General features: G+C 61.7%; 20 protein-coding genes. 9 read left to right on the forward strand and 11 right to left on the reverse strand.

Features of this window, described 5'->3' with window-relative positions; translation table 11 throughout:
• Nucleotides 1–36 precede the first annotated feature (36 nt).
• The 4 genes from EPO50_RS11460 to EPO50_RS11475 form a co-directional block, all read right to left on the reverse strand.
• Nucleotides 37–1,044: a helix-turn-helix domain-containing protein gene (locus EPO50_RS11460; protein WP_296344042.1), complete on the reverse strand. Its 1,008-nt coding sequence runs from the start codon at nucleotides 1,042–1,044 to the stop codon at nucleotides 37–39.
• A 605-nt stretch (nucleotides 1,045–1,649) separates the two neighbouring features.
• Nucleotides 1,650–3,197 (reverse strand): hypothetical protein, encoded by a 1,548-nt coding sequence (locus EPO50_RS11465; protein WP_296344045.1) that lies wholly within the window; start codon nucleotides 3,195–3,197, stop codon nucleotides 1,650–1,652.
• Nucleotides 3,194–3,364: a hypothetical protein gene (locus tag EPO50_RS11470; RefSeq protein ID WP_296344047.1), complete on the reverse strand. Its 171-nt coding sequence runs from the start codon at nucleotides 3,362–3,364 to the stop codon at nucleotides 3,194–3,196. The genes EPO50_RS11465 and EPO50_RS11470 overlap by 4 nt, the downstream gene beginning before the upstream one ends.
• Nucleotides 3,365–3,654: 290 nt before the next feature.
• Nucleotides 3,655–4,035: a PLDc N-terminal domain-containing protein gene (locus EPO50_RS11475; RefSeq protein ID WP_296344048.1), complete on the reverse strand. Its 381-nt coding sequence runs from the start codon at nucleotides 4,033–4,035 to the stop codon at nucleotides 3,655–3,657.
• 408 nt (nucleotides 4,036–4,443) lie between these two features.
• On the opposite strand from EPO50_RS11475, the gene EPO50_RS11480 reads away from it, so the two are divergent.
• The 4 genes from EPO50_RS11480 to EPO50_RS11495 all read left to right on the forward strand — a co-directional run bounded on the left by EPO50_RS11480 (nucleotide 4,444) and on the right by EPO50_RS11495 (nucleotide 9,054).
• Nucleotides 4,444–5,475, forward strand: a complete 1,032-nt coding sequence (locus EPO50_RS11480; RefSeq protein WP_296344050.1) for a hypothetical protein — start codon at nucleotides 4,444–4,446, stop codon at nucleotides 5,473–5,475.
• Nucleotides 5,475–6,932 carry a basic amino acid/polyamine antiporter gene (locus tag EPO50_RS11485; RefSeq protein ID WP_296344052.1) on the forward strand — a complete coding sequence of 486 codons (1,458 nt, stop codon included), beginning with the start codon at nucleotides 5,475–5,477 and terminating at the stop codon, nucleotides 6,930–6,932. Before EPO50_RS11480 ends, EPO50_RS11485 begins: the two co-directional genes overlap by 1 nt.
• A 15-nt stretch (nucleotides 6,933–6,947) precedes the next feature.
• Nucleotides 6,948–8,201, forward strand: a complete 1,254-nt coding sequence (arcA, locus tag EPO50_RS11490) for an arginine deiminase (RefSeq protein ID WP_296344054.1) — start codon at nucleotides 6,948–6,950, stop codon at nucleotides 8,199–8,201.
• 211 nt (nucleotides 8,202–8,412) lie between these two features.
• On the forward strand, nucleotides 8,413–9,054 hold the full coding sequence (locus EPO50_RS11495; RefSeq protein ID WP_296344056.1) for an HdeD family acid-resistance protein: 642 nt from the start codon (nucleotides 8,413–8,415) through the stop codon (nucleotides 9,052–9,054).
• Between the two features lie 217 nt (nucleotides 9,055–9,271).
• On the opposite strand, the gene EPO50_RS11500 is transcribed toward EPO50_RS11495, so the two are convergent.
• The gene (locus tag EPO50_RS11500; protein ID WP_296344058.1) at nucleotides 9,272–9,604 is read right to left on the reverse strand and encodes a hypothetical protein; all 333 of its coding nucleotides are present in this window, start codon (nucleotides 9,602–9,604) and stop codon (nucleotides 9,272–9,274) included.
• Between the two features lie 79 nt (nucleotides 9,605–9,683).
• Nucleotides 9,684–10,118: a PLDc N-terminal domain-containing protein gene (locus tag EPO50_RS11505; protein ID WP_296344060.1), complete on the reverse strand. Its 435-nt coding sequence runs from the start codon at nucleotides 10,116–10,118 to the stop codon at nucleotides 9,684–9,686.
• A 344-nt stretch (nucleotides 10,119–10,462) separates the two neighbouring features.
• Between EPO50_RS11505 and EPO50_RS11510 the strand changes: the two genes are divergently transcribed.
• Nucleotides 10,463–11,209 (forward strand): Bax inhibitor-1/YccA family protein, encoded by a 747-nt coding sequence (locus EPO50_RS11510; protein WP_296344062.1) that lies wholly within the window; start codon nucleotides 10,463–10,465, stop codon nucleotides 11,207–11,209.
• A gap of 118 nt (nucleotides 11,210–11,327) precedes the next feature.
• On the opposite strand, the gene EPO50_RS11515 is transcribed toward EPO50_RS11510, so the two are convergent.
• Entirely contained in the window at nucleotides 11,328–11,594 is a 267-nt protein-coding gene (locus EPO50_RS11515) for a DUF1269 domain-containing protein (RefSeq protein ID WP_296344064.1), read from the reverse strand.
• 22 nt (nucleotides 11,595–11,616) lie between these two features.
• Entirely contained in the window at nucleotides 11,617–13,047 is a 1,431-nt protein-coding gene (locus EPO50_RS11520) for a basic amino acid/polyamine antiporter (protein ID WP_296344067.1), read from the reverse strand.
• Between the two features lie 761 nt (nucleotides 13,048–13,808).
• Between EPO50_RS11520 and EPO50_RS11525 the strand changes: the two genes are divergently transcribed.
• Together EPO50_RS11525 and EPO50_RS11530 are read left to right on the forward strand one after the other, a co-directional pair.
• Nucleotides 13,809–14,309 carry a carbonic anhydrase gene (locus tag EPO50_RS11525; RefSeq protein ID WP_296344069.1) on the forward strand — a complete coding sequence of 167 codons (501 nt, stop codon included), beginning with the start codon at nucleotides 13,809–13,811 and terminating at the stop codon, nucleotides 14,307–14,309.
• Between the two features lie 111 nt (nucleotides 14,310–14,420).
• Nucleotides 14,421–15,896 carry a carboxylesterase gene (locus EPO50_RS11530; protein WP_296344071.1) on the forward strand — a complete coding sequence of 492 codons (1,476 nt, stop codon included), beginning with the start codon at nucleotides 14,421–14,423 and terminating at the stop codon, nucleotides 15,894–15,896.
• Nucleotides 15,897–15,936: 40 nt separating this feature from the next.
• Here the strand turns inward: EPO50_RS11530 and EPO50_RS11535 are convergent, their stop codons facing one another.
• The 3 genes from EPO50_RS11535 to EPO50_RS11545 all read right to left on the reverse strand — a co-directional run bounded on the left by EPO50_RS11535 (nucleotide 15,937) and on the right by EPO50_RS11545 (nucleotide 18,733).
• Complete coding sequence (locus tag EPO50_RS11535) at nucleotides 15,937–16,512, reverse strand: hypothetical protein (RefSeq protein ID WP_296344072.1); 576 nt, start codon at nucleotides 16,510–16,512, stop codon at nucleotides 15,937–15,939.
• Between the two features lie 67 nt (nucleotides 16,513–16,579).
• The gene (locus tag EPO50_RS11540; protein WP_296344074.1) at nucleotides 16,580–17,146 is read right to left on the reverse strand and encodes an HdeD family acid-resistance protein; all 567 of its coding nucleotides are present in this window, start codon (nucleotides 17,144–17,146) and stop codon (nucleotides 16,580–16,582) included.
• A gap of 162 nt (nucleotides 17,147–17,308) precedes the next feature.
• Nucleotides 17,309–18,733 carry an amidohydrolase family protein gene (locus EPO50_RS11545; protein WP_296344076.1) on the reverse strand — a complete coding sequence of 475 codons (1,425 nt, stop codon included), beginning with the start codon at nucleotides 18,731–18,733 and terminating at the stop codon, nucleotides 17,309–17,311.
• A 198-nt stretch (nucleotides 18,734–18,931) separates the two neighbouring features.
• On the opposite strand from EPO50_RS11545, the gene EPO50_RS11550 reads away from it, so the two are divergent.
• Nucleotides 18,932–19,951 (forward strand): helix-turn-helix domain-containing protein, encoded by a 1,020-nt coding sequence (locus EPO50_RS11550; RefSeq protein ID WP_296344077.1) that lies wholly within the window; start codon nucleotides 18,932–18,934, stop codon nucleotides 19,949–19,951.
• 18 nt (nucleotides 19,952–19,969) lie between these two features.
• On the forward strand, nucleotides 19,970–20,983 hold the full coding sequence (locus tag EPO50_RS11555; protein WP_296344079.1) for a helix-turn-helix domain-containing protein: 1,014 nt from the start codon (nucleotides 19,970–19,972) through the stop codon (nucleotides 20,981–20,983).
• Nucleotides 20,984–21,665: the final 682 nt, after the last annotated feature.

The following is a 21,665-nucleotide window of genomic DNA, read 5'->3' on the forward strand; positions in this document are numbered from 1 at the left end:
CTTGGCGCAGAAGGTGCGTGTCGGTACGAGCTATCCTCAGGCAGCAGAGTCGACGACATCCATCAGTTCCGCGGCGCGCTCCCCCCAGATGCGCCGCCGCGTCTCGCTGGGCGAGCATCCGAAGAGCGCCGCATAGGCCCCGGCGAAGCGGCCGAGGTGCCAGAAACCGAAGCTCATGGCGATATCGGTAATCGAGAGGCGATCACCCTCCGTCAGGATGAGGCCGTGCGCCGCCCGTAACCGCCGCTCCCGCTCATAGGCGCGAGGACTGAGTCCCAGGCGCTCCTGGAAAGCGCGCTCCAGCGTTCGCTCGCCGACGCCCAGCACCTCGCAGACGGCACTGACTGAAACCGGGCCGTGCGGCTTCGCCTCGAGGATGGCGAGAGTGGCATCGACGATGTCGCGTCGGTCGCCGGAACCGAGACTGCGGGCGGACGGCCCTTCTGTGCGGGAGAGCGCCTGTGCGAGCGCGGCACCCGCCTCGCTCGCCGCGACCGCGAGGCCGGCACTGAGATCGTAGCCGCGCTGCGCGGCAGCTTCCGCAAACCCTACTGTTCGCAGCAGCCTCTGCTGAAGCGCCAGTTCGGTCTGCGGAGTGAAGCGCCGCTCGTGCACCCCGGGCATCAGCCAGGTTCGTTGGTGCTGGTTGGAAGTAGACACCGCACGCAATGAATCGAGTGTGGAGGCGCGCAGACCGATCCGCATGAGGCGATAGCTGCCGGGCATCTCCAGCTTGAACTCCGTTCCCGGACCGATGATCCGCAACTGCGGGATTTCAGTCCGTTGCCCGTTGAAGGTGGCGCCTTCGCCCCAGATGAACACCGCCGTCAACGCATCGTCGTTGATCGCCCCTGACATTGCGATGCCGCCTTTGTCCCGCAAGTCGAGGACGAACGCGTCACCATAGTCGATGGTCGCTAGACGCGATGCATGGCGTTGCGCGCCGATCTGCTGGATATGGAACTCGGCGTCGGGGTCGGATTCGCAGGAGCGGGCCACGACGGAGCTGTACTTACGCGCATACCAGGTCGGCGCCTCCCGCATCCATGGCCTCCTGCATAGTGACACCCGGCCTGGGAGATGCCGGACGCAATCGCTTCTGCCCAGCTCGGTCTTCAATTTTTACGTCATTTGCCGACCGGACTTTACCCTCTCTATCGTTCCAGCCCCATTTTAGTCTAGGCAGCGCATACGCCGATACATCGATTCAGTCAGAGTGCAGTGCCCTAACGATAACCGGCCGTCATTGAGCGTTCCCCAAGAAATCCGAGACGCCTCTCGCGGCGTAACTGCTTCCTGGTGATTTGGTGGACGCCGCTTTTGCTCTCGTGGATGATGGTTCAACGGGGCGTTTGCGCGTTGTGCCGACCACCGCCGGAGGCGACCGGCCGTGAGGCCTTACGGTGCTGTAGTCGATGCGGCAGGCATCAATGATTCACCGAGCCTAGGCAAGCGTGGTGAAGACGTCTTCGGTGAGGCACTCGTCGCGCAGGCCCGACAGCGAGACCTCGGACACGGCGGCCAAGCACCCGCTGTTGAAGTCGTCGATCACCGCCAGGATGCGAAACCGGTTAATGCCCGCCCGGCCAATTGGAAGAAGCCGTCGCGGGAGTCTTCCAACCAGTGCCGGTCATTGGGACAACGCATCCCTAAGCCCGCCGCGTGAATCCGATATCGTCGCGGATGACTGTCGTCGGCCCGATCGGCAACACTTCCGGATCGGCGACGTCGAGCTTTACGAAGTCAATTCCGTTCTTCCACGTCGTTCTGAGGAAGTCCTCGAAAACCTTGATGGTGAGTTGCTCCCCCGGGCAGCGACGATAACCGAAGCCGAACGGGGCGAAACCGGCATAGTCGCAGACGGGCAGCGGCTTGCCGTCGGCTACGCCGAAGACGGTCCCGACAGCACTGTTGTGCAGTGAAACCTTTCTCCCGTCCTTCACGTCGAAAGTCGCCTTGCCGAAGGGGCAGCGTGCCATGCCGATCCGCTCGGCCCACTGTTCATCCACCTGGGCACTCGTCGGGACATTCTCGTAGCGCGACGGATCGAATTCGTCGGGATTTTTCCAATGAACGGCGTCGAAGCTCGTCGAGGTATGGGGGCTGATGATATAGCCGGACCTCTTGAACGCCGGTGACGAAGTTTCCTGGAGCGACGAGATGCTGCCGCTGTTGGGCGAAATGACACGAAAGAGTTCCATGACGAAGCGTGTGAGCGGCGTGTAGGGCGAGCCGCCGGCGCTGTCGAACCCGCTCTCCATGGTTTTTCTGAACCAATCCCGGACCTGCGGATCGCCGGTCGCCGCGCCCAACTTGAGCATGATATTGTAAAGCGAGTTGCCCCACTGGCTGAACGCGACGAAATTGTGGAAGCATTCGAAGACGACGTCCTTATGTTGGAAATTGTCGTCGTCTTTGCCGTTCTTGATCCAGTACCAGGCAAATGTCTTTTCTGGAGCGGGCGTCTTGCCTGTTTCGATATCGGCGAGCCGCGCCTCGATCCAGGACTTCAGGAAATCGAGATTCTCCCGAACGATCATATAGTTGTCGTAGACGATTCTGTCCGTCGGATTCAGATAGGCGAGAACGGTGTTGAAACTCATGCCGATCTTGCGCACCTGCGCCGGGATCGCATCTCCTTTGACGCCAAGATGCAAATCCCAATACATGTCCCAGAATGTGTCGAGATAGCGCCGCATCAGTGGTTTGCCGGCGTTGGCACTCCCCAAGAGAGTCTCGAAGAATTTCGTCACTTTGCCACTGTACATCCCTTGATAGAGATCCGGGGTGACGCCACTCATGTAGATGCGCTTACGGCGATTGTCCGGGCCGCGTTTTTCCAGTGCCTGCAGGAATACCGTCACGCCCTTCTCGGGCGCAGGTCTCCAGCTCTTGCTGATCAACCCCCACAGATGCGCCGGCAGCGCGTTCTCCTTGGTGAGGGTCACGTCGATCATGGGCAGCATGGGGCGTTCCCCGTTGTAGACGCTGACCATGAAGAAGGGGAGGATCGCATTCTCGACGTAAGCGGGATCGAAATCCCGCGAGAAACGGGACCGCAGTTGTGCGGCGGCAGATTCCAGTTCAGTCGCCGTCAGGGGCTTGGCGGGAGTGCTCGTCGATTGCGAAAGCGCCGGCTGAACCGAGAAGCCAGCAGCGGCGGATGCGCCGCCAGCCAAGATCGCACGCCTCTTCATGTCACCACCTCCAAGTGAGAAAACCAAACGGCCGCGCTCCCTGTGAAACCTGCAGGAAAGCCGTCGTTGAGCGTATTGTCGCCGGGAGTGGCATCCGTGTTCGTTGCAGCATGCGAATTCGTGCTCGCGATCGGTGCTCTGCGATTACCACCGATGGCGATCGCCATTCCACTTCCCGCCGGCTCAGGTGAGCTCGACGGGCCCGTTTCTGCTTGTCGCCACAGTTGGACGTTTTCACCTTGTCGACGCTCCCGGTCCTGCATTCTACGGATGGTCCGTCGGTGCACATCGGCACGCCGTCCCACCACTGGTCCGGACGTCCCGTTTCTGGTCGAGGCGGAAGGCGCGCTTCTGGGTGCGTCGGACACGAACATGACGCCGAGAGCTTTCTACCGTGACGTCGGGCCAGCGGCTTGCACGACCGCTGTGCCGCAATCTCCCCTTTGTGCCGAAGACGCTACTGCAGAACCCGCGCTCTGAGGCGCGCATACTCCTGGTCGGAGATCGTCTTTTCCGATTTCAACCGTTCGAGCTTGGCAAGCTCATCTGCAGGACTGAAGCCCACGATCTGGCGCAGCTCGTCTCTCACTTGCCGGGCTTGGGCGCGATTGCGTTCCGCCATTCCGCCCCCTTGTGTCAGAATGTACGCGAAGATGCCGATGTAGGGCAGCACGATGAGAAGGATGATCCAGAGCACCTTGCCGAAGCCGGAAACGTCCTGTCTGCGGAACAGATCGCTCGCCGCAGTTATGAACAGCCAGAACCACAGGATGAACACGAATACGGCAAACGCGTCGGCCAGGAAATTGGCGAACGTGGATTCTCCCGAAAACATCATCTTCTTTCTCCCTCAAAGCGGCCGATGTTGGCGATCGTCAGTTCGACAGCCGCCCGGCGTCCGGCACGCTCAGGGCTGGCGCTGGACACCGCCCCGGCAAGATCATCGGAACAGGTGCTGCGGCAAGCCGTGCCAAGCCATTCTACAACCTGCGCTTCGGCGCACATTGGCTTGGAATCCTGCAACTATTCTCCATGTCCCAATTCTCGATCTTCGGTGTTCCGCTCCTCGCGTGACTTCGCGAGTGCCTGCACCGTCTTTGGGACATGGCGTATGACCTAGGGACGAGACGCTAAGGAAGATAGGCTTTCCGGCCACTAGGATGCGTTGACCGACGCAACTCCAGGCATGTCGTCCTGGCAGGTGGCCATGAGAGCAGGGGCTTCAGGGGAGACAAGGTTCGCGGACATGAAGGGGCTTCGTTGCCGGATGGCAACAAGTGCTCTTCTTCCGGTTCTTTTGTTTGTCGCCGCGAGTCTGGCGACGGTGCCGCTTGCCGCGCAAGTCAGAGACCAGCATGAGGATGCCAACTCGGCGCGCTACGACGCCATGTTCGGCACGCCGAACCGCTACACGCCGTCCCCACCGACCAACCTCTTCGCCACCACTCCGGGGCTGGAGCAGCAGGTGCGCCGCTCGCAGTTCACCGTCAACGGCCTGGTTCCCATGTTCTTCAACTCCAACGCCGAGGCGCTGCCCAGCGGTGGAACAAACTCTGCTGAGTTCAGCCCGATCCTCGGCATGTCATGGGCGACTCCGGTCTTCGATCTGCCGTTCAAGTTCACGGCCAATACTCGCGCCGAGGTCGATCGGTTCACGCAAGCGTCAAGTCTCGACTTCGACAAGATAACTGCATCGGGGCGGCTGCAATACGTCGATCCCAACAACGACCAAGCGTACTCGCCGTACGTCTCATATGCCCCGAGGTGGGACTTTGCGCCATTCTACAAGAGCTGGTTCGCGACCCGGCAGGACCTGAACTTCGGTGTCAACAAGACGTTCAACTATGACGCCAACTTCCGGCGGGTAGCCTTCTCCGGAAACACCCTCGCCGAAACCGTCTGGTCGTTCGGCATGACTGCCGTCATCCAAAGACGCTTCAGGGATCCGCCACCAGGCTCATGGGCCGCCTATCTGGTCCCGTCTGCTACATTCGCGATCTCGCCCCATTGGAACCTGAGTGCCGGCATCCTCGCGGAGCGTCGCGCCTTCGATTCGTACTACGGCTTCAGCCAGGAGGATTGGCTCATCGAGCCGATCGTCACTCTCGAGTTCGTGCTGCCCGAATCGTGGTTCGGGTCGGATCGCACGGCCATGTGGCTGGGGCGCCCGGCGCTCGACTTTCAGGTCGCCTACGAGAAGAACTGGTCCAACCTGCCGGCTGCCAACTTCGAGGTGTGGCACGTCGGCATCGCCCTGAAGATGGGCTGGAGGTTTTGATGGCAGAACAGGCAAACGACGATCGCGCAGCTGCGCCGCCATCCATCCAGAAGCTTTCTCTGTTTGCCCTGACCATGATGGTCGTGGGCGGCATGGTCGGTGCGGGCATCTTCTCGCTCCCGCGCACGTTTGCCGGTGCGACCGGGCCGATCGGCGCAATCATCGCCTGGCTCATTGCCGGAACCGGAATGTACATGCTGGCTCGCGTCTTCCAGGCGCTGGCCGAGCGCAAGCCCGATCTCGACGCCGGCGTGTTCGCCTATGCCAAGGCGGGTTTCGGCGACTATCCCGGCTTCCTGTCGGCCTTCGGGTATTGGATCGGAAGCTGCATCGGCAACGTCTCGTACTGGGTGCTGATCAAATCGACACTGGGCGCGTTCTTTCCAGTGTTCGGCGACGGCAACACGGCGGCGGCGATCATCGTCGCCTCGATCGGTATCTGGCTATTCCATTTCATGATCCTGCGCGGCACCCAGCAGGCGGCCGTCATCAACAGCATCGTCACCGTCGCCAAGGTCGTGCCGATCCTGGTCTTCATCCTGATCCTGTTCTTCGCCTTCAAGCTCGATCTCTTCAGCTACAATCTCTACGGCGGCGACCTCACCGAGGGTGTATTCGAGCAGGTGCGCGCTACGATGTTCGTGACCGTTTTCGTCTTCCTCGGCATCGAGGGGGCGAGCGTATATTCTCGTTTCGCCAAGAAACGCGCCCATGTCGGCCGGGCGACGATCATGGGATTCGTCATCGTCACGTCGCTGATGGTCCTGGTGACCCTGCTGCCCTATGCGGTGCTGCAGCGCGCTGAAATTGCCGGCATGCGGCAGCCTTCCATGGCGCAGGTGCTGGAAGCCGTGGTCGGCCATTGGGGCGCCATCTTCATAAGCGTCGGTCTGCTGATATCCGTGCTGGGCGCCTATCTCGCCTGGTCGCTGATCTGCGCGGAAGTGCTGTTCACGGCCGCGAAGACGAAGGATATGCCGGCCGTGTTCGCCCACGAGAACGCCAACAAGGTGCCGTCGACTGCGCTATGGGCGACCAACATTGTCATTCAGCTGATCGTCATCACGACCTACTGGTCGCGCGACGCCTTCACGCTGATGCTCAACCTGACCAGCGCGATGGCCCTGATCCCCTTCCTGTTCGTGGCAGCATATGGCCTGATGCTCACGCGACGCGGCGAGACCTACGAGGTGCGCCCCGAGGAACGTCGGCGCGACCTGATCATCGCAGCGATTGCCACGATCTACACGATCTTCCTGCTCTACGCCGGCGGTCTGAAGTTCATCGTGCTGTCTGCGGTCCTCTATGCCCCCGGAACCGCGCTCTATTTCTGGGCGCGCCGCGAGCAGGGCAAGCCGGTTTTCACCGGCGTCTCCGAGTGGATCATCTTCATCTTCGCAACCATCGGCGCTGTGGTCGGCATCTGGTGGCTGGCGACCGGCTACATCACCATCTAGTCAGCGGAGCATGACATGGCACAGGCAGGGCAGAAGACCTTCGGCGTCCATTCCGAGGTGGGCAAGCTTCACAAGGTCATGGTCTGTGCGCCGGGACGGGCGCACCAGCGACTGACGCCATCGAACTGCGATCAGTTGCTGTTCGATGACGTTCTGTGGGTCGACAACGCCAAGCGCGATCACTTCGATTTCATGCAGAAGATGCGCGATCGCGGCATCGACGTCGTCGAGATGCACAATCTGCTCGCCGAGACCGTGGCGATTCCCGAAGCCAGGAAATGGATCATCGAGAACCAGATCGTGCCCAATCAGGTCGGGCTGGGCCTGGTCGACGAGATCAAGAGCTATCTCGATGGTCTCAAGCCGCGAGATCTTGCCGAGACGCTGATAGGCGGCTTGTCGACTGAAGAATTCCCCGAGACCCACGGTGGCGAGATGCTGAAGCTCGTCAAGGACGCCGCTGGCGTCACCGAGTATCTGTTGCCGCCGCTTCCCAACACGCTCTATACCCGCGACACGACGTGTTGGATCTACGGCGGCGTCTCGATCAACTCATTATTCTGGCCCGCGCGCCACGAGGAGTCGATCCTCGCCGCCGCTATCTACAAGTTCCATCCCGACTTCGCGGGCAAGGTCAACGTCTGGTGGGGCGATCCGACGGTGGATCATGGCCTTGCCACGGTCGAAGGCGGCGATGTCATGCCGATCGGCAAGGGCATCGTGCTGATCGGCATGAGCGAGCGGACCTCGCGCCAGGGCATCAGCCAGCTCGCGCAGGCCCTGTTCAAGCAGGGCGCGGCCGAGCGCGTCATTGTCGCGGCCATGCCCAAGCTACGTGCGGCGATGCACCTCGATACGGTGTTCACCTTTGCCGACCGTGACTGCGTGCTGCTCTATCCGGACATCGTCTACAACATCCAGGCCTATTCATATCGCCCGGCCGACACGCCAAGCGGCATCGAATTGCGCAAGGACACCAAGCCTTTCGTCGAGACCGTGGCCGAAGCGCTGGGCGTCAAGAAGATGCGGGTCGTCGAGACCGGCGGGACGGCCTATATGCGCGAGCGTACCCAGTGGGACAGTGGTGCCAACCTGGTCTGTGCCGCCCCCGGCGTCGTCTTCGCCTATGATCGCAACACCTATACAAATACGCTGTTGCGCAGGGCGGGCATCGAGGTGATCACCATTGTCGGCGCCGAGTTGGGGCGCGGCCGCGGCGGCGGGCATTGCATGACCTGTCCGATCATACGAGAGGCGGTTGACTACTAGGAGGACTGTCGAATGCGTGCTCCGAGGCAGTTTCGGAGGCGGAGAGCGCACCACCAATCTGCTGCTGCAAGGTCGTGTTGAGCAAGACCGCGTCCTGTTCGGCGCATCGACATCGACGGCGTGCTCTACCTGATCGCCGTCGCTGCGCTGATGCTTGCCGTCCACGATCGGTATTCCACGAGCGCCTGACTGGCACTACCATCAGCGACCCGTGCCTCATGCCCGGACCGGAAACAGTTACTTAGCGGGCTTCGGGAGCGATGACATGAATTCAGGCAAAGACCGAGACGATGACCGAGGGTTCATCGCAGCGTCGTTTCGTTCCCATTGGCTGTTGTTCATCCTGGTCGGCGGGTTGTTGATCGTCGCGGGCGGCGTGGCAATCGCCGTCCCGGCGGTATCGTCGCTTGCGCCGAACGAAGTCCTCGGCCTGGTCCTCATGTTCGTTGGAATCGTCCAGATTACGCAGTCGGCAAAGATGCGGCGCGAATCCCTGTTCGTCTGGCATCTTGCGTTGGGCCTGCTGGCTGCGATCGGCGGCGTTCTCATTCGCCTGGACCCCTTTGCCGGCATCGTGACCATCACGCTCCTGATGGCGATAGTCTTCTCAGTGCACGGCCTGACGCAGATTGCCTTTGCAGCGAAAGTACGATCGTTGAAGGGCTGGTTCTGGTTCCTGGCATCAGGCTGCATCGCTCTTCTGGCGGCTGGGTTGCTGGTGATGAAGCTTCCGTACGATCACTCTTTCACGCCGGCTACGGTTGGCGGGATATCTCTTCTTTTTGCCGGCTGCGCCTATGTCGCCGTCGCGTTGCGCGCCCGGGGCCCTCGCATGAGTGTTCTGACGGGATAGTCGGATGCGATGGCGCTCTCGTCGCGGCGACCTGATGTCAACTGGAAGAGAAAGTGGTGATTCTGACCGCCTTTGAAGTCGCTCACCTCAAGCCGGCTGGAGCATCGCGCCTTCGACGGATTCCATTCGAAGGCACGATGTTCTGGCACGGTAACTCATAGTCGACGGTCGAACGAAGGCACGGCAGGCGACGCCCGCCCGATGCCGACCGAAGTTCCTACTTGAGCGCCAGAGTGGTGGTGTCGAAGTTGACTGCAGCCAATCCACCGCTCTGCATTTCGACGATGCTGATGCCACGATTGAAGTCGAGCGCCACAATGCGACTGGCCGGAATCTTCGACTTGATGTTGTTCAACAGCATCGTCTGCAGCACTTCGTACACGGTTTGGCCTGGCTGTTTGGCACGCTCCATGACTTCAGTCCGCTTCGCGGGCGTAAGTCCGGCAAGCTCGGCCTGCTCCAAGGTCGTTGCCATCTGAGCGTAGGCACCGCTGGCCGCCAAGAGTGCGCCGCCCACGACGAGAGTTGACATTGAATACTTGCGAATCATGGTCTGTCTCCATTCGGGCCCTGGTCTGGATCCACCGAAGCGGAGCCCGTGCGCTACGGCTGACCTGTCATTGGTTGTTTCACGCCAGCAACCGCTCTCTGAGCGTCAGGTACTCCTGTTCGGAGAGTGCGTTGCGGGACTTGAGCCGGTCGAGTTTCACCAGCTCGTCGGCCGCGCTGAAGCTTGCCATCGCGCGCAGCTCCTCGCGCGCTTCCCACGCTTTGGCACACCTGCGCTCCGCCATGCCGGTCCCTTGCGTCAGGATGTAGGCGAAGATCCCCACGTAGGGCAGGGCGAGAACCAGGATGGCCCATAGAGCTTTGCGGAAACCGGATATGTCCTTTCGGCTAAGGAGGTCGGCTGCGGTGGTGATGAGCAGCCACAGCCACAGCCACAGTGCGACGAGGAACATCATGAAGGTATTCGCAAACAGGACTGCAAGCGCCGTGTCTCCGAAGAACGACATGCTCTCCATGCCTTGGAGGCCGCGTACCGACCTGTCCAACATGATCATTCTATGGAGGATGGGAGCGAGCACATCGGCGCAAAATCCCGAGAGTGTTCCCTCTATCCCAATCTCTGTCGCGAAACGGCCATGACGAGCTCCCAGCTCTAATGCATAATCAAGCGCGAGGGCGGCGGGGCTGACTACATCAAACGCCGCAAACGCCGCCGGCCTTCCGAGAGCTTTGTCCTCCTGTCCCACGTTCCGAACACACTGGCAGTCGGCAACATCACTGAGGTCCTGCGCTGTGTCGACGCGTCGAGCTTCGGCTGAGCAAGGCAATGGAGCTCGGTAACGGCAGCTTCGACGATTGGCTTTGCGGCTAGTGCCGCCCTTTATGGAGACTGGAACCAATGGTTAATCCGAATTTCGGTACCGTCAGCCGCCCTGGCACCGCTGCTGAGCAGGCGTCGTTCGACGCCGGCCTGCGCGCCCATATGGTGCGCGTCTACAACTACATGGCTTCGGGGCTCGCTCTGTCGGGCATCGTCGCCTTCGGCCTGTTCAGTTCGCCCGAGTTGGCAGGCCTGTTCTTTCAGATCGAGGCGGGTTCCGTCGTCGGTCTGAACACCTTGGGCTGGATCGCGATTTTCGCGCCGCTTGGCTTGTTGCTCCTGACAGGTTTCCGTGCTGCCCAGATGAGCGTGCGCAGTGTGCAGGCAGTCTACTGGGCGGTCACAGCGCTGATGGGCGTGAGCCTGTCGCTGCTGTTGTTCCGCTACACCGGGGCCTCGGTCGCGCGTACCTTCTTCATCACGGCTGCCGCCTTTGGCGCTCTGAGCCTTTACGGCTACACCACGAAGCGCGACCTGACGGCATTCGGCAAGTTCCTCTTCATGGGGTTGATCGGCCTGATCCTGGCCAGCCTCGTGAACATGTTCTTCCCGTCGGGCGCGATGAGCTTCATCGTTTCGCTGGCAGGCGTGCTGATCTTCTCCGGCCTGATCGCTTACGACACCCAGAAGATCAAAGAGCAGTATGCCCAGGCCTGGGGCAGCGAGGCAGCCGAGAAGATCGCCGTGTTCGGCGCGCTGAGCCTCTATCTCGACTTCGTGAACCTGTTCCAGTTCCTCATGATGTTTCTGGGACAGCGGCGGTAGAGAAGAATCCCGAGTCGCCTCGGCGTCGATGCGCGATGCCGAAGAGGGAGGAACCTGAAACAATGCGTTTCCATCCAAATGGAACCGCTAATGCGGTTCTATTTGGACGCGCGCCGTTCTACGAAGTTAGCTTGCTGAGCGCGGCCTTCAACTTCGGCTCTTGCTCGTTCGACAGTGATGTCTTGAGCACTCGAGGCTTGTAGGGCTCGAGCTCGGGAATGACTTTGTCTTCCGCCACGCTCCGGAACAGGATGCACAGGGCCAACGAGCCCTGCGGGATCGTCTCTGTGATCTTCTTGACGAAATCATCACGGATTCTGTAATCGGCAGGGGAGCCGGACAGCGCCCCGGCACCCGCGTCGGCGGAAGAAGGCTGCACGGGCATCGGCTATCCCTTCGCGGCAAACTTAAATCGAAATGTCACCCGAGGTGAGACTGTACAGCCCGCCGATCGCCACGCTGACGACCAGGCCGAACAGGAGCCACTCGATGCGCGTGAACACAGGCTTGCCCTGCTCGCGCCTGGCGATGACGAACAGGATGGTGACTGGCGCGTACAGCAGGGCAGACAGCAAGAGAAACTTGGTCCCGCCGGCGCACAACATGCCTGCAGTGTAGGCGGTGGCGATGGCAGCGCACACCCAGTCGATCTTGCGTGCCCTTCCATCGCCTTCGTAGGTCTCGCCGGTCCAGGTGAGCTTGAGCCCGTAGGCCGCAACGAACAGGTAGGGAAGCAGCGTCATGGCGCTCGTCATCTTGAGAGCCATGGTGAAGGCGTACTCTGCGAACCAAGAAAAGATCAGAAAGGTCTGGATGACAGTGTTGGTGAGCCACAGGGAGGCGGCCGGCACCCTGCTTTCATTCTCGCGCGCCAGGAAGGACGGCATGGTGCCGTTTTGCGCGGCCGAGAACATGACCTCGGCGGCAAGCAGAGACCACGACAAGTAATTGCCGAGGACGGAGATGAGGAGCCCGATGCTGATGAAGATCTTGCCCCATGGACCGACGATGGCTTCCAGAACGCCGGCCATCGAAGGAGAGGGCAGCGCCGCCAAGTCCGAACGCGCCAACACGCCGAATGACAGCATCGTCACCAGGATCAGCAGACAGAGCACGCCGAGGAAGCCCAGCACCGTCGCAATACCGACATCCTCCCGTCTCTTCGCATAGCGCGAATAGACGCTGGCGCCTTCGATGCCGACGAACAGGAAGACCGTCACGAGCATCGAGTTGCGCGCCTGGTCCGCCACGTTGCCGAAGGTCGGCTCCTCGTCGCCCCAGAAGTTCAGCACGAAGACATCCGATCTGAATGCGGCGACGGCGACGACAATGAAAAGGCCGATCGGCACGATCTTGGCGAATGTCGCGATGGTGTTGATCGTCGTCGCCTGCTTGATGCCGCGCAGCACGATAAAATGTACGGTCCACAGCAGGATCGACGCCGAGACGATGGCGGTCGGCGTGGTGCCGTCACCAAAGACCGGAAAGAACAGGCCCAGCGTCGCCTTGATCAGGATCAGACAGGCGGTGTCTGCGAGGCAGGCGCCGAACCAGTAGCCCGCGGCCGAGGCAAAGCCTGGATAATTGCCGAAGCCCGCCTTGGCATAGGCATAGACGCCGGCGTCGAGCTCCGGTTTGCGCCGTGCCAGGCTCTGGAACACGAAGGCAAGCATCAGCATGCCGATGCCGGCGATGGTCCAGGCGATCAGCGCGCCAAAGCCGCCCGTGGCGCGTCCAAAGGCCGATGGCAGCGCGAAGATGCCTGCTCCGACCATCGACCCTACGACCAGGGCGATGAGGGCGTGCAGCGAGAGTTTCTGGTCGACCGACGGACTCACGCCCGCATTCTAGGAGCAGTCGGCGGCATCTTGATTGACGGCCCGTCCCCGAACTGTTTCGAGTGTCCCAAAACACCGCGCGCCGCAATGCTATTCACCTGCGGAAACGCGTACCCGGTCGCGCAGCCAATCCTCGACGTAAAAGCGCGATGGCGAACAGAGTCCAGGCCGGGGCGAGGGTCACCGACCCTCAATTGTCATCGAACTTCCCGTGTCGTCGCCCTTGTCGGAAGCTCGTCTGCGTATCTCGTGCGCTCCGGACGTATCACCTGAGCTCCGTGAACTTTGATCCGTGAATCGATCGTCTCAACAATGCCCAAAGGCTTCCGCCTGTTGCCATTCCCAGGAGATAGGCGAGCCCGATCATTACGGCCAAAGGCGTTCGAACGTGGAAACCAAGAAACGACACCACGACGAACTCGAAGTTCTGCCAAACGAAGGCGAGGATGACCACAGCGAACACTATGACAACGGTCAGGTGAAGCCAACGCATGTCGTTCCCTCCAGCGTGCTCGCTGCATTTATCACTGGTTGCGGGGCTCTTCACGGAATTTCGCTGCGGCGTCCTTCGGATTGGGACGCTGAGAATAGCCTTGGGACCCCAAGCTGATGTCCAGGAAAGACTTGGCTGTACGATGAGATCAGCAGCCGGCGGCTGATGCCGCCACGCTCCATGCGGCGTCATAAGGAACATGACGCAGAGCAGGGTCAAGGCAACGAAAAGGACCATCAACATGCGTCACCATTCCCAGTGTTCGTGCATGCAGGGGTTTTCCCGCCGAGGTCTGTTTGGGCTGGCCGTTGGTGCTGCAGCCGCCAGCGCAGTCCGGCCAGCGCTTGCCATCGACCAGGGCTACGAAGCGATGCTGGTGAAGTGCATCGATCCGCGTTTCACCACCAACACTTGGGCGTACATGGCGGGCCGAGGCTGGCAGAACCAGTACAGCCAGTTCAACATTGCCGGCGGCCCGATCGGCGTCGTAGCGCCTGTCTTCTCGGACTGGCACAAGACATTCTGGGACAATCTCGATATCTCGGTGAAGCTGCACAACGTCAAGCGCGTCGTGGGCATCACCCATCGTGATTGCGGTGCTGCTGCGGTGGCCTACGGGGACCGGATCAAGACCGACAAGGCCTACGAAACGCAGATGAACAGCGAAGCGCTGCGGATGTTCCGTGCCGAGGTCAAGAAGCGTCAGCCCCAGGTCATCGTGGAACTCGGTATCATGGATCTTAGCGGCGCGGTCGAGCCAGTTGTCTGACCCATGAGATCGTCTGTGCTAGCGCCGACGCCATCGGCCAGAGCGAGAATGTGACAGGCCGTGGTAGGCACCGGTTAGGACGGCCTACGACGGTGCGTCGATGTGAGAGCAATGACCTCTAAGCTGTTCAGGCTCGTGAAGCGGGTGTTGGTGTTGCTGATCGTGGCCGCGACGGCGCTGCTGGTCATGCGGGCGTGGGATTCGCAGCGCGGACCGCCACTAGAGCCGTGGCACACATATGTACCGCGCGATCTGCATGCGGCCGAGATCGACAAGGCCGACTGGTCCACCTACATCCGGTCCGAAGAGGCGATCTTCCGTGAATTGCGCCGTGAGGTCGTCGACAAGATCGATGCCCAGGATCATGCATTGGGCAATCGTTTCTACGCGGGAAGTCCGATCTATCCCGGCAACTTCACCCATGACTGGAATCGCTCCTACATCCTTGAACCCGACGGGGCTCCGGTCGGAGCGGTTGTCCTGCTGCACGGCCTGACCGATTCTCCGTACAGTCTCCGTCACATCGCGCGCCGCTATCGCGAGCTGGGTTTTGTAGCAGTGGCGATCAGGATGCCAGCCCATGGCACCGTCCCGGCCGCTTTGACCGACGTCGAATGGGAGGATTGGGCCGCCGCCACGCGGCTCGCCGTACGCGAGGCCCGCCGGCGCGCCGGACCCTCGAAGCCACTGCACGTCGTGGGCTTCTCCAACGGCGGCGCGCTGGCGATGAATTATACTCTCGATGCCCTAAAGGACGACCGGCTAGCACGACCTGACCGCCTCGTCCTGATATCGCCCATGATCGGCATCACGAGCTTCGCTCGCTTCGCCGGCATCGCCGCCGTGCCCGCCGTGCTACCGGCCTTTGCCAAGGCTGCCTGGCTCGGCATCGTGCCTGAGTTCAACCCCTTCAAGTACAATTCCTTTCCCGTCAACGGCGCCCGCCAATCGTACCGCTTGACGGCCGCCCTGCAGGACCGCATCGCCCGCGCTGCGCGCGAGGGCGGGCTCGATCGCCTACCGCCTATTCTGACCTTTCAGTCAGTCGTCGACTTCACGGTCAGTACGCGGGCGATCCTTTCGGCGCTCTACGCCCATCTGCCGTCCAACGGCAGCGAACTCGTCTTGTTCGACCTCAACCGCGCAGCCATCGTGAGTCCGCTCCTGCGCAACGCGGCTGAGACGGTCCTCTCGCGCATCCTAGCCGATCCGCCGCGGCAGTTCCGGACAGTGATCATCACCAATGCCGCACCCGACACCTACGACGTCGTCGAGCGTGTGACCGAGGCCGGTGCAGTGACCGAGAGCACACGGCCGCTCGCGCTGGCCTTTCCGCCCGGCATCTTCTCGCTGTCGCATGTCGCCTTGCCGTTTCCGATGAGCGATTCGCTCTACGGCATGCAGCCCGACAAGGCGGAGGAGTTCTTCGGTGTCCATCTCGGCGAGATCGCCCCCCGAGGTGAACTTGGTGTGCTGATCTTGAATCTCGATGCGCTGCTGCGCATGTCATCCAATCCATTCTTCCCGTATCTTCTCGAGCGCATCGAGCAAGGCATCGCAGAGCCATGGCAACCCGCGCACCGCTGACACCTGAGTGGGCGGATGCGCGGGCGGCCTCTGTCAGGGCTTACGGCGACGCCACACTGCACGACACACGGTCGACGAAGACGTCCGACCTCGGACCGTAGATGGCGAGGCCCTGGCGCACGCCGGCGCCGGTCTGCTGAACGAGCGCGCGGGTATTCATCACGGTGTTGCTGCCGTTAGTGAAACGACAGTCGATCACCGGCTCGACCGGATTGCCGCTGTTGTTGTCCAGGTACAACACGGCCCGCCAGCGCTGGCCCGGCACGACCCTGAGCGAGGCGTTGTCCATGACGACGATGGGGACTGTCGGCCCGGCCGTGATCGGCACCGATCCGACTGGCCTGCCACGCACGCGCTGCTCGGCGGTCTTGGCTGGCACGCTCTGCGCGCTGGGATCGAAGGCCTTGTCATCCGGGCCAGTGAGCGGCCTGCCGTCCTGGCCGACCGTTTCTGGCGTCCAGACCTGACCGGTCTTGGGGTCACGAAACTCCGGCACGCCGCTCGAGGCGGCTGCATCGACGCTGCTGCGCTGCGTCTGTGCCAGGGCCGCCGACGTCATCGTCAGAGCGACAACGCCGATGAGGACCTTCGGGAGAGAGTTTTGAATACCGCTCATTTGTCACCTCCAGGTTTTACGATACGACCGGTCGAGACGGTGGCGCCTCCGACGCGACGCTTGTCCGCTAGGGTCGCGCCTTCAATCCCAAGCCTACTGTGACCCAGCTGACACCTGCCGAGATGAGGTCCACGCCGAGAAAGACACCGAGGATCAGGAGACTCGCGACAGGCCAATGCAGGAGGATCACCACGCCGATGGCGATCGTCAGCAGGGCAGATATCATCACAGCGTACCGCGAGGAGCTCGCCTTCATGGTCGCCGCAAGGACGACTCTCGCAATACCTGACGCAGCGAGCGACAGGCCGAGCAGGAGGGTCAGGAACTTTGCCGTAAGCATGGGATTCTCGAAGGCAAGGATCCCCGCCGCGATGTACAAGCCGCCGATCAGGACCCAGAGTAGGGCCCGGCTCCAGGGTCTTACTTGGAAGGCGCTGATCACCTCGGCGACACCGCTGACGACCATCATGATGCCGACCATGAAGACGGTTACGGTTGCCGCGAAGGCGACGCTGGAAAGCGCGACGAGGCCGGCGAACACATAGATGACGCTCAGCGCGATCACCCATCCAGATTTCGCGCGTAGCGGGTCCCCGAGGGAATTGGCATCGGCCTGCATGTCGGTGGCGGTCATTCGCGCATCCTAAAATGCACGCCGATCCGCGCATCGGCCAGGAATCCCGATGCTGTTCCGAGCGTCCCAATTCTCGACCGCCTCGAGGGCGACCGGCTCATCGCGACCGGCGCCTATGTCGTTGGGCCGATGGGCTGAGGCCCGACGACGAGATGGTGGAGGCTACGATCCGAGCGTGTTTTTGTGGATCCTGCCGTTCTTCATGATGACGCGCAGGTTCTTCGCGGGAGTCTCGATCAGGCGGATGTCCTCGAGCGGGTTGCCGTCGACCAGCAGCAGATCGGCGAGAGCCCCGGGTTCGACGATGCCCAGTCGCCCTGGATAGGGATTGCGCAGGTTCGACAGCGCCAGCAGTTCGGCATTGGTTGACGTTGCCATCTTCAGGATCTCGGCGTTGCTGTACCAGCGCGCGAGATGCGTGAGCATGACGCCCTGGCGGGCGGTTATCGCCGGCGAGAACAGCATGTCCGATCCCCAGGCCGTCTTGATTCCGTGCTTGCGTGCCAGCGTGTAGACGGAGTTCGTGCCGGCGATGACCTGAAGGAGCCTGTCGCGGCTGGGGCCCGTCAAGGGGACCGCGTCGTCGGCGCTGAGGAACGGTTGGGTGCTCAGCCAGACCTGCTTGTCGGCCATCAGCCGCGCGGTCTCGTCGTCCATGAGATGTGCGTGCTCGATGCACGCCGCGCCGGCGGCGATGGCCCGCTGAATCGTGTGCGGCGCGTAGGCATGCATCGTGACGTAGGTGTTCCAGTCCCTGGCGACGCCGACGGCAGCGTGCAACTCGGCCTCGCTGAATGTCGTCATGTCGAGCGGACTGCGCGGCGAGGACACGCCGCCGCCCGCGACCACCTTGATCTGCGAGGCACCCTGCATCAATTGCTCGCGCGTACGCATCTGGATCTCGCCCACACTGTCCACGATCATGGCGCCGCCCAACTTCTCCACGGTGCTGAGCTGGCCTGTGGTCCTCGGCAGCTCGGACAGCATGCGCAGGTCGCCATGGCCTCCCGAGCTGGTGATCATCGCGCCTGATGGATAGATCCGCGGCCCCGCGATCAACCCGTCGTCGATCGCCTGCTTGAAGGAGAAGGTCGGACCGCCGACGTCCCTGATCGTCGTGAAGCCGCGCAGCAGGGTGCGCTCGGCTTCGGCCGTTGCGGCGCTGAAGATGTAGCCGGGATCCGCCGTCGTTAGCACCGCGGCCGGCAGCGCCGCGAACAGCGCGTGCCAATGGGCATCAATCAGGCCCGGCATGACGACCCGGCCGCCGCAGTCGATCACTGTCGCGCCCGCAGGCGGCGGGTTGTTGGCTGCGTCGATGGCCGTGATCTTCGTGCCCTCGACGATCACCTGGACGTTGTCGCGCAACGAGGAAGACTTGCCGTCGAACAGGCGTGCCTGACGAAAGACCACCTTGCCGGTCGAACCCGAAGGCTGTGACCGAACTGTTACTGGAAGACCGGCGCTCGCTAGGGTTGCTGCGGTCGCGGTGAGAAAATGGCGGCGCCCGAGGCCGGAGAGACGGTCTGACAGTTTCTTCAGAACCGGGCTGCAACATGCGCATTGCAAGGAATCGAGTTCAGTCACCGTCCGTCTCTCCGCAACCCGATAAGATCATCGGCATAGCAGGAACTGCCTCGCCACGACTGTGCTTTTCGTCCCAGACCGTGCCTAGCGTCCCAAAGTATGCATGGACGCATTCCTGCGGCCCCTAGGGCCACTTTTCCTTGCGTACGGTGCCTGCCATTGACACCTTGTGGTTGTCGTATCTCAACGAGGCTCGACATGTTCGCTCATCACTTTGCGACGCAACAGTTGCCTAAGGCACGGCAATTGGAAGCTTGGCAAGCGTGGTACGACACGATCTTCGACGTCACGCCGAAGCAGCCTAGCAACGACGATTTCATCGCGACCAATTCGACCTGGACCGTTCCCGGACTAACACTCAGCCAAGTTACTTCCCCCGCGAGTACCGCGAACAGGACGAAATCCACCATCCGTCACAACTCGGTCGATCATTGGGTGATCACGCTCAGCAAGCAGAGCGTGCGCGACGTCGCAACGTGTGGCACCACGTTCGAGGCAGCGCCAGGCACGCCGTTCATCTTCTCCTTTGGCGAAGAGATCAGCATCAATCGCAGACGGGAGGACAGCCGGCTCCAGCTCATCCTGGCGCGCGACAACTTCCAGGCCATCGCACCTGTCGTTGATGCGGCCAGGGGCTTCGCCTTGACATCGCCGGCCGCAAGGCTGCTCGTCGACTACATCCGCCTGCTCGAGCAGAGCATGCCCACGCTGGACGATGACGCTGCGAGTCGCCTGGCCAATGCCGTGCAGGCGATGCTGCTGGCGTGTCTCACCCCGACCGCCGAGAGTCGGTCGGCGGCCAGCGATCAGATCAGGCTCACGTTGATGGAGAGAGTCCGGCGAACCGTCCGCAGGAACTTGCGCTCGCCGTCGCTGGGGCTGGCGAAATTGTGCCGCGAAGCAGGTACGTCGCGGTCGCAACTTTACCGACTGCTGGAGAGTGAGGGCGGTGTGGCCCACTACATTCTGCGCCGGCGCCTGTCGGAAAGCTTCTCGATGCTGAGCGACGCGCGGAACGATCTACCGATTGGCCAGGTCGCGGAGATGCTGTGTTTTTCGGATGCGTCCTCCTTCACCAGAGCGTTTCGGCGCGAGTTCGGCATCAGCCCGAGCGATGTGCGGGCGGCAACCCATGCGGGCCTCCTGCCTGCGCCCCCGCCGAATCCGCCATTGGGATCAGAGGTCTGCACGTTCAGCGACTGCTTGCGCATCTACTGAGAAGATCGACTCGACGTCATGGAAGCTTCGACGTTCTCAACGCGACCTTTTCCGGTGCGAGACCAGGCCCGAGTTTGGGCTGAGTGGTTCCAGCCGACGTTCGACATGCACCCTGAAACGGAGGAGCAGGAAGGCTTCGCTGCCGAATACTCGGTGTGGAACGTCGGCGACATCTTCATGACGTTGGCAACCGGACCCGCGACCCGCGCGATTCGCACACCGGCGCATGTGCGCCGCAGTCCGATTGATCATTGGGTCCTTTCCTACTGTCGGCAATGTCCGATGACGATTTCAACAAACGGGAAGGACGTCAGTGCCGATGCAGGTGTGCCGTTCCTGTGGTCTCTCGGATATGCCTTGGACGGCCGCAGTATTTCGGCGCCACGCCTGCAGGTGTACATGCCGAGGGACTCGTTCAAGGACGTGACAACGATACTCGACATGGCGGTAGCGAGCACACTGGATACACAACGCGGCCAATTGCTCGCCGACTACTTGATGTTGTTGAAGCGCAGCCTGCCGCACCTTTCGTCCGAGGATGCTGCGAGGCTTCCAGCTGCGATCCAGGCCATGCTTGGCGTTTGTCTGGCTCCCACTCCCGACGCGATGGCCGCCGCGTCTCGCCAGATCCAGCTCACATTCATGGAAAGGGTGCGGCAGGTGGTTCGCAGGAACCTCCGCTCGCCTTCGCTCGGTCCCGATAGGCTCTGCCGTGAAGCAGGTATGTCGCGCTCGCAGCTCTATCGCGTGCTCGAACAGGCAGGTGGCGTTGCGAACTATATCAAGCGATGCCGGCTCGCGGAGAGCTTTGTGCTTCTATCGGACGTCTCGAACAGCCAGGCGATCCAAGAGATAGCTGAGATTCTATGCTTTTCCGATGCATCGACCTTCAGCCGAGTTTTTCGGCGAGAATTTGGCGTCAGCCCAGGCGATGTGCGTTCGGCAGCGCACTTCGGCATAGCGGTTGCACCGGCTCCGGCCTCCAAACTCCTGCCGAAAGGCCTTAGCTTCAGCAATTTCCTGGGCGGCTAGCTGCGATCTTCCTGCATGTCCTGGTCTCGCCGTTTAAGTGCTGGGGCACAGACGCACCTTCGGCCGTTCCTAAATGACTCGTTCCCTGGCGTAGAGCTTGAGCTGGGCGACCGCCCGCTATCACCGGCATTAAGCGGGAGAGAGCGGCTGCGAGCAGTAAATTTGCAGCGGCCTAAGGAATTCTGCGTCGGCAGCCGGCAGTTCGATCCCAAGGATGTTGGACTTGCACCGGAGTCGCTGCCCTGCGCGCAGGGATTGACAACATTCGATACGACCGAGCTTGCGAACAGCAATCGCGGCCATTCCTTCGAGGGAACCGAAACGGACGTTAGGAAACTTCCGCCCGGTGTCATCGGGCGAGGTCTCTCGCCGACTGAGCGTGGCGACCTGATCGAGTACCTGAAGACCTTGTAGCGGGATTTTCTGGAGCAGGGCTCCTGTCGCATTGCAGCGTCGAGCGGCGGCGTCAACCTCACCGGCGCTTCGATACGTCGGCGCGGCATCTGCATATCCCGCACGTCGGCCTCGCAGGTCGAGCTCTTGTAAGCACCTCGCGTCTGCGCGACGGCGGGCTCGAATGCAGCGGTGATCGACACCAGCTTCATGCCAGCGCGCTTTAGTTGTATTGGACAAGACACTTTACAGTTGACGTGCTAAATCCCCGCCAAACCTGTGGTGGGTT

This window comes from Reyranella sp., assembly GCF_004297405.1.
GTDB lineage: Bacteria > Pseudomonadota > Alphaproteobacteria > Reyranellales > Reyranellaceae > Reyranella.

Bases quoted from the DNA above. Each gene is read 5' to 3' on its own strand.
- EPO50_RS11480 (WP_296344050.1), top strand. From the start codon at position 4,444: ATGAAGGGGCTTCGTTGCCGGATGGCAACAAGTGCTCTTCTTCCGGTT.
- EPO50_RS11500 (WP_296344058.1), bottom strand. From the start codon at position 9,604: ATGATTCGCAAGTATTCAATGTCAACTCTCGTCGTGGGCGGCGCACTC.
- EPO50_RS11540 (WP_296344074.1), bottom strand. From the start codon at position 17,146: ATGACCGCCACCGACATGCAGGCCGATGCCAATTCCCTCGGGGACCCG.
- EPO50_RS11515 (WP_296344064.1), bottom strand. From the start codon at position 11,594: ATGCCCGTGCAGCCTTCTTCCGCCGACGCGGGTGCCGGGGCGCTGTCC.
- EPO50_RS11485 (WP_296344052.1), top strand. From the start codon at position 5,475: ATGGCAGAACAGGCAAACGACGATCGCGCAGCTGCGCCGCCATCCATC.
- EPO50_RS11505 (WP_296344060.1), bottom strand. From the start codon at position 10,118: ATGATCATGTTGGACAGGTCGGTACGCGGCCTCCAAGGCATGGAGAGC.
- EPO50_RS11530 (WP_296344071.1), top strand. From the start codon at position 14,421: ATGACCTCTAAGCTGTTCAGGCTCGTGAAGCGGGTGTTGGTGTTGCTG.
- EPO50_RS11460 (WP_296344042.1), bottom strand. From the start codon at position 1,044: ATGCGGGAGGCGCCGACCTGGTATGCGCGTAAGTACAGCTCCGTCGTG.
- arcA (WP_296344054.1), top strand. From the start codon at position 6,948: ATGGCACAGGCAGGGCAGAAGACCTTCGGCGTCCATTCCGAGGTGGGC.
- EPO50_RS11555 (WP_296344079.1), top strand. From the start codon at position 19,970: ATGGAAGCTTCGACGTTCTCAACGCGACCTTTTCCGGTGCGAGACCAG.
- EPO50_RS11470 (WP_296344047.1), bottom strand. From the start codon at position 3,364: ATGGCGATCGCCATCGGTGGTAATCGCAGAGCACCGATCGCGAGCACG.
- EPO50_RS11535 (WP_296344072.1), bottom strand. From the start codon at position 16,512: ATGAGCGGTATTCAAAACTCTCTCCCGAAGGTCCTCATCGGCGTTGTC.
- EPO50_RS11525 (WP_296344069.1), top strand. From the start codon at position 13,809: ATGCAGGGGTTTTCCCGCCGAGGTCTGTTTGGGCTGGCCGTTGGTGCT.
- EPO50_RS11550 (WP_296344077.1), top strand. From the start codon at position 18,932: ATGTTCGCTCATCACTTTGCGACGCAACAGTTGCCTAAGGCACGGCAA.
- EPO50_RS11510 (WP_296344062.1), top strand. From the start codon at position 10,463: ATGGTTAATCCGAATTTCGGTACCGTCAGCCGCCCTGGCACCGCTGCT.
- EPO50_RS11475 (WP_296344048.1), bottom strand. From the start codon at position 4,035: ATGATGTTTTCGGGAGAATCCACGTTCGCCAATTTCCTGGCCGACGCG.
- EPO50_RS11465 (WP_296344045.1), bottom strand. From the start codon at position 3,197: ATGAAGAGGCGTGCGATCTTGGCTGGCGGCGCATCCGCCGCTGCTGGC.